General features: G+C 57.8%; 9 protein-coding genes. 2 read left to right on the top strand and 7 right to left on the bottom strand.

What is annotated here, in order from left to right; genetic code table 11:
- Positions 1–204 precede the first annotated feature (204 nt).
- Positions 205–1,638 carry a hypothetical protein gene (locus H6F57_RS25490; protein WP_190631800.1) on the top strand — a complete coding sequence of 478 codons (1,434 nt, stop codon included), beginning with the start codon at positions 205–207 and terminating at the stop codon, positions 1,636–1,638.
- A gap of 88 nt (positions 1,639–1,726) precedes the next feature.
- On the opposite strand, the gene cax is transcribed toward H6F57_RS25490, so the two are convergent.
- The 4 genes from cax to crtL form a co-directional block, all read right to left on the bottom strand.
- Positions 1,727–2,818 carry a calcium/proton exchanger gene (gene cax / locus H6F57_RS25485; RefSeq protein WP_190631799.1) on the bottom strand — a complete coding sequence of 364 codons (1,092 nt, stop codon included), beginning with the start codon at positions 2,816–2,818 and terminating at the stop codon, positions 1,727–1,729.
- Positions 2,819–3,029: 211 nt separating this feature from the next.
- Positions 3,030–3,791 carry a circadian clock KaiB family protein gene (locus H6F57_RS28495; protein ID WP_199294916.1) on the bottom strand — a complete coding sequence of 254 codons (762 nt, stop codon included), beginning with the start codon at positions 3,789–3,791 and terminating at the stop codon, positions 3,030–3,032.
- Complete coding sequence (locus H6F57_RS25475) at positions 3,784–5,274, bottom strand: type IV pilus twitching motility protein PilT (protein WP_242025059.1); 1,491 nt, start codon at positions 5,272–5,274, stop codon at positions 3,784–3,786. The genes H6F57_RS28495 and H6F57_RS25475 overlap by 8 nt, the downstream gene beginning before the upstream one ends.
- A gap of 221 nt (positions 5,275–5,495) precedes the next feature.
- Entirely contained in the window at positions 5,496–6,725 is a 1,230-nt protein-coding gene (gene crtL, locus H6F57_RS25470; RefSeq protein WP_190631791.1) for a lycopene beta cyclase, read from the bottom strand.
- A 108-nt stretch (positions 6,726–6,833) separates the two neighbouring features.
- On the opposite strand from crtL, the gene H6F57_RS25465 reads away from it, so the two are divergent.
- Positions 6,834–7,577 (top strand): PrsW family glutamic-type intramembrane protease, encoded by a 744-nt coding sequence (locus H6F57_RS25465; RefSeq protein WP_190631789.1) that lies wholly within the window; start codon positions 6,834–6,836, stop codon positions 7,575–7,577.
- 118 nt (positions 7,578–7,695) lie between these two features.
- On the opposite strand, the gene H6F57_RS25460 is transcribed toward H6F57_RS25465, so the two are convergent.
- The 3 genes from H6F57_RS25460 to groL form a co-directional block, all read right to left on the bottom strand.
- Positions 7,696–8,208 carry an adenine phosphoribosyltransferase gene (locus tag H6F57_RS25460; protein ID WP_190631787.1) on the bottom strand — a complete coding sequence of 171 codons (513 nt, stop codon included), beginning with the start codon at positions 8,206–8,208 and terminating at the stop codon, positions 7,696–7,698.
- A gap of 116 nt (positions 8,209–8,324) precedes the next feature.
- The gene (gene corA, locus H6F57_RS25455; RefSeq protein WP_190631785.1) at positions 8,325–9,569 is read right to left on the bottom strand and encodes a magnesium/cobalt transporter CorA; all 1,245 of its coding nucleotides are present in this window, start codon (positions 9,567–9,569) and stop codon (positions 8,325–8,327) included.
- Between the two features lie 96 nt (positions 9,570–9,665).
- The gene (gene groL / locus H6F57_RS25450; RefSeq protein ID WP_190631783.1) at positions 9,666–11,357 is read right to left on the bottom strand and encodes a chaperonin GroEL; all 1,692 of its coding nucleotides are present in this window, start codon (positions 11,355–11,357) and stop codon (positions 9,666–9,668) included.
- Positions 11,358–11,893: the final 536 nt, after the last annotated feature.

Here is an 11,893-nt window from a genome sequence, read left to right as displayed (position 1 = left end):
GTTTTTCCCAGCGATCGCTCTCTGTCAGGCTAGGGGCAAGCTGTGGTTACGGCTTCCCCTAAAGGCGCGAAGCATTTGTCTGCCCACAGAGGGAATTAGCTGTCTGCCTATGCCCCGGCCCTCATCTGCCCGTGGCTAGATGAGGATGACGCTCTGGCCGAGATTTAATGAGGCAAGATAGTTGGCCCCATTTTGAGAGCAGCCGTGCCCTTTTCTCCTTACCTGGCTATTAATCAACAACTGGCTGCCCGAGGAATGAAGCCCCAGTACGTAACCGGCATGGATTCTGCCACCCAGGGGCTACAGTCTGCGGCCAACTATCTCAAAGGAAAGGATTTGCCAGCTGGAGAGCCTGTGCCCCAGCTAGCCGTAGGGCTGGCCCAGGCCATCGGCAGTCTGCCCAACGCAATCAACGATGCCATCATCACCGGGTTAGGCTGGTTCGATGCCTCTAGCCCAGGGGCGCTAGAGCAGGTGCGGTCTGAAACTCTAGCTCAATGGGCGGTCAATCAGTATCCCCAGCGGCAGTACCCGGCGATGATGGTTGGCTCCTCTAACGGGGCGATCTCTCACCTGTGCGCGGCCCTGGGCATTCCCTGGCTGCCCCAAACCCTGCTCGTCTGCACCCGCCACTCGGGCGACAAAGATGACCCCAAGCAGGTCATGACCTGGGCCGAAGACCGGGTGCAGCAGTTGCTAGCGGCTAACCCTGACCTGGCAGCTTACCAAATGCACGACCCCAACCAGGACAGGTTGAAGGTGGGGCGGGTAGCCTACTTTCGCCTGAAGCGCAGGCGGCTGGGGGCCGCCTATCGGCAGTTTTTGCAGCAAAATTTAATGCCGGGGGGCACGCTGTTTCTGGTGGAATGCCACTACAGCTGGCCGGCTACTCAGGTTAGCGATCGCCATTTCTTTCAGGTGGGCGGAAAAGGCGGCATTCACCGCGAAGAGTACGTTGAGGGCAGCCCTCGGGTAGCTGAGTTTCTCAAGCAGCAGGGGTCTGAGCATAGCCACTGGCACAGCCCTCCCTCCGATGGCAACTGGCCCGAGGCGGAATGGGGCTTTGAGCCTGCTCTGCGCGAAGATGTGATGGACTTTGCCCAGGAGAACGGACTGAAGGTGCAGCGGATTGTGTTTGACGAGCCGCAATCGCTTAGCCCGCTGGTGGCCGACCTGCATCGCTGGTGGTATGACAAGCGGGGCATTCCTAGCGATCGCCTATTAGCTGAGTCGTTTGTCTATCTGCATCCCTGGCTGTGTTTGCGCCTGGGTCTAGTGCCCTACTGGACGGTGTTTAACGACAAAACCTCCCTGGGGTTGCTCAAGGACTACTTGCAAACCACCGAACCCTACAACGACATCTATCTCACCCTGTTTTCTAACGGCATCAACTCCTTGGGTATTGCTCCGATTGAGCAGTGGCGATCGGAAATTCTGTCTCAGGCACAGCGCCGGGGCGAGTTTTTAGGCGTCAAAGAGCAGCGTTTTCCGCGAGACAATGCCTCGATCATCCAGCACTACCTAGATCTGAAGCAGATGCCGGAGCAGTTCCCCATGCCTGAGCCGTTGACTCTGCACCAGCTCGGGGAGTTTTTGGAGCAACGGGGCGATCGCTACGCCGTAGACTGGCTGAGCTAACCCTTCGCCGCATCGCTGCGGAACGCGGTGGAAATCACTGTAGTTTCCTACCTAACCCGCCCTACCGGTCGTTGGTTGTTCTGGGTGCTTACGCCGGGTGGAAGAAAAACGAAGCTCCGAGAATGGCGAAGGTGGAGAGCAGCAGCACCCCCTCCAGCCAGTTCGACTTGCCATCCTGGCTGATCAGATTGACCACGGCGACGGCAATGACCACGGCGATCGCCTCAAAGGGGCCAAAGTTCAAATCCATCGGCTGGCCAATCACCTGACCCACAATCACCAAAATTGGGGCTACCAGCAGTGCCACCAGCAGGCTTGACCCCATAGCGATCGACACCGCCAGATCCATGTTGTTTTTCACTGCCATCCGTACAGCGGTGACGTACTCCGCCGCACCACCCACCAGGGGCAGCAAAATTACCCCGGTAAACAGGTCGGTCAGCCCCAGGCTATTGGCGGTTTCTTCCACCGCTCCCACAAAAATTTCAGACTCAATGGCGACGCCAACCGTGGCAGCCAGCAGCACGCCAATCCAGAGCACCAGGTTGGGCTTCTCGGCCTCGCCGTGCTCACCCTCGCCCTGACCACCCTCGTGGTCGCTCACGCCCACATCGTAGAGGTAGCTGTGGGTTTTTAGAGAAAACAGCAGCGTTAGCCCATAGACCACAATCATCACCGCCGCCACGGTTAGCGACAGGCGGTTAATGGCGGTCGGCTCCACAATGTTAGAGGTATTGATCACCATGGCTGGCAGCACAATTGCCGTCACTGCCAGAGCCATGGTGCTGCCGTTAATGCCCGCCATGTTGCGGTTAAACTCCTGCTCTTTATAGCGCAGCCCACCAAAGAACATCGAGAGCCCCAAAACCAGCAGCAGGTTGGCCAAAATCGACCCGGTAATGCTGGCCTTAACAATGTCGATCAGTCCCGCCTTGAGGGCAACCAGAGCAATAATCAGCTCGGTGGCGTTGCCAAAGACGGCATTGATCAACCCACCAATGGTCGGCCCTGTCACCACCGCCAGCTCCTCAGTGGCGGTGCTCAGCCAGATTGCCAGGGGCACAATGGCCAGCGCCGACAGCACAAATATGGTTAGGGCACCCCACTCCAGCCGTTCTGCTGCGATCGAGATCGGAATAAAGAGCAGCAGGCCCAGGGAGACAATGTTTTTTATCGACATAGATAACCAATTAAAGGAATAGGTAGGCTAAGGAGAAGCAAGACTTTCCCCGTGCAGCATTTTTCTGCCCATTGTCGGTTGAGGGGCTGTTCTGCGCAATCACCTTAGCAAATTCCAACGTTGCAAAGCACCTGTAACGCGTCCGCAGAAATGGCTTAAGCGCATACGCTCGTCGGGCCCAGCAGTCAATAGAACCGATGTGTGCCGCTCGCTACCCCGCCAGCAGCTGCATCATCTGTTCTTGGCTGAGTACACTGCCCACTACCCGCCGCACGGGGCCTGGAGAAATCTGAATCAGGGTTGGGGTCGCCTTGATATTAGCAGCCTCGGCCTCGTCGGGGTGAGTGGTGACATCAATCACCTGGAGGGTGTAGGCACCCGGCAGGGTTGACTCCAGCGTGGTGTATAAAAACCGGAGCATTTTTTCGGTAACAACGGTGTCGGTAGCGCTGACAAACAGCTTAAAGCAGTGCGCTTGGGGAAGATGGTCAACCGCTTGCGATATTTCCGGCACTGGGACAGTGGGCGTGGAGGCCGCGATCGCCTGCTCGACGCGCATCACCAACTCATGGCATTCCCACAGTTGGGGAAAGGTGGCCTGGTACGACTCAATCAGCGCTACCGAACATTCTTCGGCACTGCTGTAGTTGGGCTGCCACTGCAATTCTCCCAAACCAAACAACGCGTTGAGCAGGGGTTGAAACCGCAGGGCACGGGGATAAGCCTCGGCTACGGTCACTGGGGTTTGAGTAGCAGGCTTAACCCAGCGATCGACAGTGGCCGTAAAGCAGGGCAGCAAAAAATAGGGCGGCTCCGGCAGCTCTAGGTGGGTCTGTAAAGCTGCACAGAGGTCGATGTGCCAATGGGCCCGCTTTTGCTCGTCGATGCAGTAGACGCAGTCACCCCCTGGAGTAAAGAGGGCAATCCCCTTAAAGCTAGAGGCGACTGCGCCAACTGCAGCACCATTAGACACGGCCGCGCAGCATTTGGGCCATCTCGTTTTGCCTGGGCGACATTTCCAGCGCGATCTCTTCGGTGATGCGCCCCGACTCATAGAGGGCGTAGAGCGACTGGTTCATAGTACACATACCGTCGAAGGTACATTTAGGAATCAGCGCTTCGACCTCGTCGAGCTGCCCCCGCAGAATGTAGTCTTTGATGGCGTCGGTGTTGATCAAAATGTCGTGGAAAGCGGCCCGCTTGCCGTCAGTGGTGCGGCAAAGCCCCTGGGCAATCACCGCCACCAGCGACTCCGCTAGGGAGACCCGCACCGGAGCTTGCTGTTCAGGCTCGTAGAGGTTGAGAATCCGCTCTACGGTTTTAACGGCGCTGTTGGTGTGCAGGGTGCCCATCACAAGGTGACCGGTCTGAGCGGCTTTGAGGGCGGTGTTGACGGTTTCTTTGTCCCGCATTTCACCCACCAGAATGATGTCGGGGTCTTCCCGCAGGGAGGCTTTAAGGGCGTTGTCGAATTTTTGGGTGTGCATGCCGACTTCCCGCTGCTTGATCAGCGATCGCCTACTGGTGTGCACAAATTCCACCGGGTCTTCAATGGTGATGATGTTTTTAGGCATCTCGGTGTTGACGTAGTCAATCATCGCCGCCATGGTGGTCGATTTACCCGAACCTGTAGGCCCAGTTACCAGCACCAGCCCCTTGTGGTAATGGCACACATCGCGGAAAATCGGCGCGAACCCCAGCTGGTCAAGGGTGAGAATTTTCACCGGAATCAGACGTAGCACCAAGGCCGGGCCGCGCAGGGAGTCAAAGATGTTGATCCGGATGCGGGTGAAGTCGTACTGAGCCGCCCCGTCAAAGTCCATGGTTTGGCGAAACTCTTGAATTTCGTCGGGCTTGAGAATCTCTCCTAGCCAGGCGTAGAAGGTAGCTTCGTCGGTGACGGGGTACTCGGTGGTTGAGATGTCGCCGCGATCGCGGAATCGAGGAATTTCCCCGACGCCCAGGTGAACGTCTGAGAAGCCCTTATCGAAGGCCTCGCGCACAATTTTTTCTAGGGTCAGCCCGCTGCCCACCTTGAGGGTTTCGGCCGCCTTGGGCATCGGCGGCGGCGAAGGCGGACGGTGGCGAGCCTGTCCTGGGGCAGGCGCAGCCTGAGCCGCTGGGGCAGGGGGCTGATGTGCTGCTGGAGCCTGACCGACTGGAGCCTGACGTGCTGCCGGGGCTTGACCGACCGGAGCTTGACCAACCGGAGCTTGACCAACCGGAGCCTGATGCGCTGCCGGGACCTGACCAACCGGAGCTTGACCAACCGGAGCTTGGTGAGCCACTGGAGCGTGACCCACTGCCGCTGCTTGGGCCGCTGCCTGACCCGCTGCACGAGCGGCAGCCTGGGCCCGAGCTTGCGCTGAGGCTTGGGCCTGGGCCGCCGTCTGGGGAGGTCTGGGAGGTGGCGGTGGTGCAGGTTGGGCCCCGGGGGCGTTGGGTAACTCAGCCATAAAAGGGTTCTCCATGATGGACTCTACAGCGACAGGTACGACAGCTGGGCCGGGGCAGGGCAGCCCGTTTGCCCGTGGAATACAGTCAGGTTGCCCACATTGGGTGCAGAACTTAGCTAGTCCATTACCTCTGGCAATGCTACGACAGTCTAAAAACGATCGCAGGGTTTGTTGGGCTGGTTATCACCCCTGAGTATACAACCTGTGCCCGATTAGCTCATCTAGCTCATCAATGTGCGCCCCAGCAGGTGGCCGTGGCTAAATACCGATCGCATCAGCCCCCAGCGCACCGGGTTGGGCGCACGGCCAAACAGCCCCAGCATGGCCTGCACCACCTCGGGCAGCGAGAGATTGTCGGTCAAAAAACCAGACCAATCATCGGTGGGCAGGTTAAAGAAGGCATCAAAAAACTGATGCAGCTGCGGCGCGTCAAAGGCCATCAAATTTTCGAGACCGAAGAGATAGAGATAGTGCTTGCGCACGCGCTCGGCGGGCCAGAGGGCTTGCCAAGCCTGGTGGGCCGCTTGGTCGGGGGTAGTTTGGGCTGAGCCGAGGGCAGATGCGATCGCACTGGCCAACCCCGGTCCCCGCCGCAGCAGCGCCCCCACCATGTAGCCTGAGGCCGGGTGCACCATGCTCGCCGCTCCGCCAAAACCCACCACCCGCTGAGTCAAATCAGGCAGCGGCTGATTCATCGGAAACAGGCACCGCTCCACATGGTGCGTTTCTTTAATCTCAATACCCCGGTGGCCCAGGCGTTGGTGCAGTCGCTTAGTCAGCACCTCCAGAGAAATCGCCGGATGGTGGGCCAGCGAGGTTTCTTCCACAAAATGCACCCCATCGCCCAGATCCATCGCGTAGAGAAAGGTGGGCGGTTCCTGGCGCTGGGCTGGTGTGAGATAGTCGTCGCGAAAGTCCATCAGCACCATCTGATGGGGGTCGGTAGGGGGCTGAGAAAATCGCCCCACAATGCCGTAGGCCGCCTGAAACGCCAGGTCTGAGGCGGGCGATCGCTGCACCAGCGCCGCTTGATGCCCTGTAGCGTCGACCACCAGCCGAGCCGTAAGCATTTCACCCGATGCAGTAGTGACTTGGGTATGGGTGGGCCTGTGTTCGATATGAACAGCTTTATCCCGATGCCAGGTAACCTGATGCTGCTCAGCCTGGTTCAGCCAGTGAGCTTGCAGCCGATCATTGCTCAGTAACCCATACTCGCGGTGCAGGGGCACAGGACCACTGTTGACATGCACCACGCAGTCCTTCCAGCGATGCTCTAGAAACGGCACCAGACCCACATCTTCGAGTTCATCGACCCAGATGCCGTAAGTATTGGGCCACGGGTGCGCCGGATCGCCCAGGGTTAGCCCCTGTACTGCCAGCCCCGTCTCTGCCAGGGCTGCCACTAGCGACAGCCCCGCCGGCCCCGCGCCAATGACCAACACATCCTGCATGAACTGCCTGCAACCTCGTTTGCTGTGAACCCTTATCTTACAAAGATTGCGGTCGATGTATCATTCAGAGACGATTTAACCCAAATTTTCACCCCAAAAATTGTGGCCATGGCAAATCTTGCGAGCGATCCCAATGTACTGGCTACGGTGGTGGGCATTGTGGCTCTAGCCCTAGCCCCTTTGGCCTTTCTGCTGTGGTTCTTTTACACTCGCGACAAGCTCAATCCGGAGCCACGAGGTTTGGTGCTGAGAATTTTTGGCTTAGGAATTCTAGCTTTCATTCCAGTATTTTTGGTGCGGCAGTTTGTTCCTCTGCCGGCCTGGCTGATGGTGGTGGTGGTGGTACCGATTTTGGCGGAGCTGGCTAAGTTCTGGGTGGTGAAGGCAGGCGTATACAACCACCCCGAGTTTGACGAACCCGTAGACGGTATTATTTTTGCTGCCGCTGCCGGCCTGGGATTTGCCACCCTAGAGGTGATTGGCTCCATGCTCTACGCCTACTTTGCCGTAGCGCGGCTAGGAGTGCCGGGGAATGCCTTGGCCGCCGCTTGGCCCGCCGTGCTTAGCATGTTTGCCCTGCGAGGATTGCTGAGCGGTCCAGGCCATGCCCTGTGGTCGTCGCTGTGGGGCTATACCTTGGGGGTCGCAAAATTTGCTCCTAGTGGACAGGGTAGCGGGCTGGTTCGCAATGGCCTGGTGGCAGCCATGCTGTCCCACGCCGCCTTTAATGCCCTGGCGCTGGAGTCGAGCTGGTGGCTCAACCGGGTGGGCCTGGTGCTAGTAATTGCAGTGCTGTGGTTTGTCGTAATGCGCTGCCTGCGCTACGCTCTGGCGTTGTCGCCCAAACCCTAGGGCGGTTCTAGGGAAATGATGGAGCGAACTAAGGGAAGGGCAAACGCCGTTTGCCCCTACGGAAGAGCTGATCTACTGCTGCCTTGAGACAGTTCTCTACCGTGCCCCCTACCTAGAATCAATATTGCAATAGGACAGTGATTGGCACATCGGGGAGCTTAGTGCGGCCCTTTAGACCGACTAGCTCAATCACAAAGCCATACCCTGCAACGGTGCAACCAGTTTGCTCGATCAGCTTGGCAGTGGCCGCAGCCGTGCCCCCTGTGGCAATCAAATCGTCAATGATTAGCACTCGACTACCCGCTGGAAAAGCGTCTTGGTGCAGTTCGAGGGTGTCAGTGCCGTATTCCAGTGCGTAGCTGGCGGTGTGCACTGCAGCGGGCAGCTTGCCGGGCTTGCGCACTGGGGCAAACCCCACCCCCAGCTTGCAGGCTAGGGGCATGCCGAAGATGAACCCCCGCGACTCGATGCCCACGATGTAGTCAGGGCGATATTCGGCTACCTGCTCAGCAAACCTATCAATGCTGTACTGCATGGCGGTTGGGTTGCCCAGCAGCGGCGTGATGTCGCGGAAGAGAATGCCAGGCTTGGGAAAGTCGGGAATGTCGCGGATATGGGCTCTGAGATCCATTTGGGATGCGGAGTCAAGGGCGTTGATATGGTATCACCGTGGGGGATTGGGCGGTGAGGAAGATAGGGAGGGGGAGGGAGATGGTAAGGGTCTCATCCCCTTATCTCGCCACTCTTCTATCGTCTTGTCGTGGAGAAGTTGTCAAACCAACCGCGTTTCCAGAAAAAGTAGATTTGCAGCACGGCAATTACGGCCATCACGGAGAGACAGATGATGTAGCCCCAGTACCACTCCAGCTCGGGCATGTTAAAGGGTGATTTTTCGGTATTGAAGTTCATGCCGTAGACGCCAGCAATAAAGGTGAGGGGGATGAAGATGGAGGAGATCACCGTCAGCAGCTTCATAACTTCGTTCATGCGGTTGTTGATGGAGGAGAGGTAGACATCCATCAGGCTGGAGGCGATTTCGCGGTAGTTTTCGATGATGTCGACGACTTGCACAATGTGGTCATAGACGTCTTGCAGGTAGACGCGCACCTCCTGGCAGATCAGGTCGTCACTGTCGCGGATTAGACCGTTGATGACGCTGCGCTGGGGCCAGATGTAGCGACGCAGCTTCATCAGAGCCCGACGCATGCGGTGAATTTTTTTGATGGTGGCATTGGTGGGGTTGGCCACAACTTCTTCTTCGAGGGCTTCGAGGGTTTCGCCAATCACCTCTAGCACCGGGAAGAAGCTATCGACGATGGTATCCATCAGGGCGTAGGCCAGGTAGTCGGCTCCCTGGGTGCGGATGGTGCCGGTGCCACGCCGGATGCGATCGCGCACCGGGTTAAACGAGTCCCACTCGGGCTCTTCCTGAAATGTGACGAGAAAGCCCTTGCCCATGACAAAGCTCACCTGCTCGCTCCTCACCCCAGAGCCGGTTTTTTTGGGCTGCACCATCTGCATGATGATCAGAATCTTGTCGTCGTAGAAGTCGATTTTGGGACGGTGGGGCACATTGACAATGTCTTCGAGCATTAGGGGATGGAGCTCAAAGGTCTGGCTAATTTGCCGCAGTGTGTCTTCGCTGCCTAACCCTCGGGCATCAAGCCAGGTGACGCTTTCGGGCTTGCCAAGAGCCTGGCACTCACTTGGGTTGTCGATGGTAGCGGTACGCACGGCCTCTGGGCCATAGTCGATCAAATGCAACTCGGTGGGCAGGGCATCGCCAGGAATGTTTAGCGTGCCGGGAAGGGTGCCAGGGGTCGAGTAGTTGAAGTCGATCAACTTCTTTCTGCCCTCTTGGGGCGAGGCGTTTAGGGTGTTAGAAGCTGCCGTCCTCAACGCTTCTACGTCAACCGGCCTAGCCCGTGACTGACTGGCTTGGCCTGGCGAGGAGGATGGGTGGCCCCCTGGGTTTGGTGTGCGGCGCGACATGGCTTTAACTTCCAACGATTCCACATAAAGCATAGGGGCACAGCCGTAACTGTGCCCCTATGCTTTAATCATTTACTTAGAGTAGTGGAGCGCGGGCTACATCATACCCATGCCGCCCATGCCACCCATGCCACCCATGCCGCCCATACCACCCATGCCGCCCATGCCACCCATGCCGCCCATGCCGGGGTCGCCAGCGGGAGCAGGAGGCTCAGGGATATCGGCCACAAGGGCCTCGGTGGTGAGCAGCAGGCCTGCGATCGAAGCCGCGTCTTGCAGTCCCGATCGCACGACCTTAGCCGGATCGATGATACCCGCCTGGATCAGGTCTTCGTAGGCACCCGTAAGAGCGTTGTAGCCCGTGGGGAAGCTCATCGCCTTCACCTTTTCGACAATTACCGAGCCGGGTTGGCCTGCGTTGTCGGCGATCTGGCGCAGGGGCGCTTCCACAGCCCGCATGACAATGTCTACACCGATGGCCTCTTCAGCGCTGAGAGAAGCTTTGAGCGACTCCAATTTGGGGGCCAGGTGCAGCAAGGTGGCACCACCGCCGGGGACGATGCCTTCTTCTACCGCCGCTTTGGTGGCGCTGAGGGCGTCTTCGATGCGCAGCTTGCGATCTTTGAGCTCGGTTTCGGTGGCGGCCCCGACTTTGATCACGGCGACGCCGCCCGCTAGCTTAGCCAAGCGCTCGGCGAGCTTTTCTTTGTCGTAGTCAGAGTCGGTGACGGCCAGCTCTTTACGAATTTGGGCGATGCGCTTGTCGATGTCGGCTTTGTTGCCTGCATCCGACACCAGGGTGGTGGTGTCTTTGGTGATGGTGGCTTTAACGGCCAGGCCCAGCATAGACAGGTCAGCGGTATCGAGGCTGAGGCCCACCTCTTCAGAGATTACCTGACCGCCAGTTAGCACGGCGATGTCTTGCAGCATGGCCTTGCGGCGATCGCCAAAGCTCGGTGCTTTCACTGCTGCTACATTCAGCACGCCACGGGCCTTGTTGACCACCAGGGTTGCCAGGGCCTCGCCCTCAATGTCTTCGGCAATGATCAGCAGAGGAGCGCCCTCGCGAGCCACCTTCTCTAGCACCGACACCAGATCTTGAATGGAGCTGATTTTTTTGTCGACGATTAGCACGCGAGCGTTGTCAAGCTCGGTCACCATGCGCTCTTGGTCGGTGACGAAGTAGGGAGAAATGTAGCCGCGATCGAACTGCATTCCCTCAACCACATCCAGCTCGGTGTAGAGAGACTTCGACTCTTCCACGGTGATGACGCCGTCTTTGGTCACCTTATCCATGGCTTCGGCAATCATTTTGCCGATTTCTTCGTCGCTGCCAGCGGAGACGGTGGCGACCTGGGCAATGGTGGCGTTGCCTTCTACGGGCTTGGCCACGGCGGCGATTTCGTTCACAAGCAGGGCAACGGCTTTGTCGATGCCGCGACGCAGGCTGACGGGGTTGGTACCCGCGGCCACGTTCTTGAGACCTTCTTTAACCATGGCTTGGGCCAGCACAGTAGCGGTGGTGGTGCCATCACCCGCCAAGTCTTTGGTCTTAGAGGCCACCTCTTGCATGAGGCGAGCGCCCATATTTTCAAAGGGGTCTTCTAGCTCAATCTCTTTGGCAATGGTGATGCCGTCGTTGACAATCTGTGGTGCCCCGTACTTTTTCTCAAGTACGACGTTGCGACCCCTGGGGCCGAGGGTAATTTTAACGGCGTCGGCTAAGGCGTTGACGCCTTTTTCGAGGGCCTGCCGCGAAGCCTCATTAAAGGAAATTCTTTTTGCCATGTCGTCCTGTCTTTCAGCTCTCCAGAGACAAACTTAGCACTCGCTATGCCGGAGTGCTAACCTCGCTAGAGTACCGCTGTGGGGGACGGTCGGTAAGTCGCAATAACCGATCCTCTACGGCAGAGGGTACAAATTCTCTCAGCGCTACGTTTGAACTGCTGCCGTGCTTCTAGCAGGTTTATGACTGCGGGGAATGATTCTAGGTCAGGAATTGAGGAGTGAGCGATAGGGGAAATATTGGCTATCACCTACCACCATTTCCCCTATCGCGCGCAAGTTTCTATCCTTTCCTTGCAACAACGAATTTCATGTTAATGGTGTGGTTTAGAACACGCCATTAACATGAAATCACCCTTAACCCAGACGTACATAGCACACGTATTCATATTAGACTCACCGGGTGAAATCCCTGGTTTCCAGTATTATAGCTGTGGTCATTTGGGTTAGGACGCGGCTTGCTTGAGCACGACTTCGATAGCGGCTCGTAAGCCGTCAGCATGAGGGAGGTGTTTGCGAATCCGGCTCTTTAACCAACC

It is taken from the genome of Leptolyngbya sp. FACHB-60 (assembly GCF_014695775.1).
GTDB lineage: Bacteria > Cyanobacteriota > Cyanobacteriia > Phormidesmidales > Phormidesmidaceae > Nodosilinea.
This window is presented reverse-complemented; position numbering and strand designations above follow the sequence as displayed.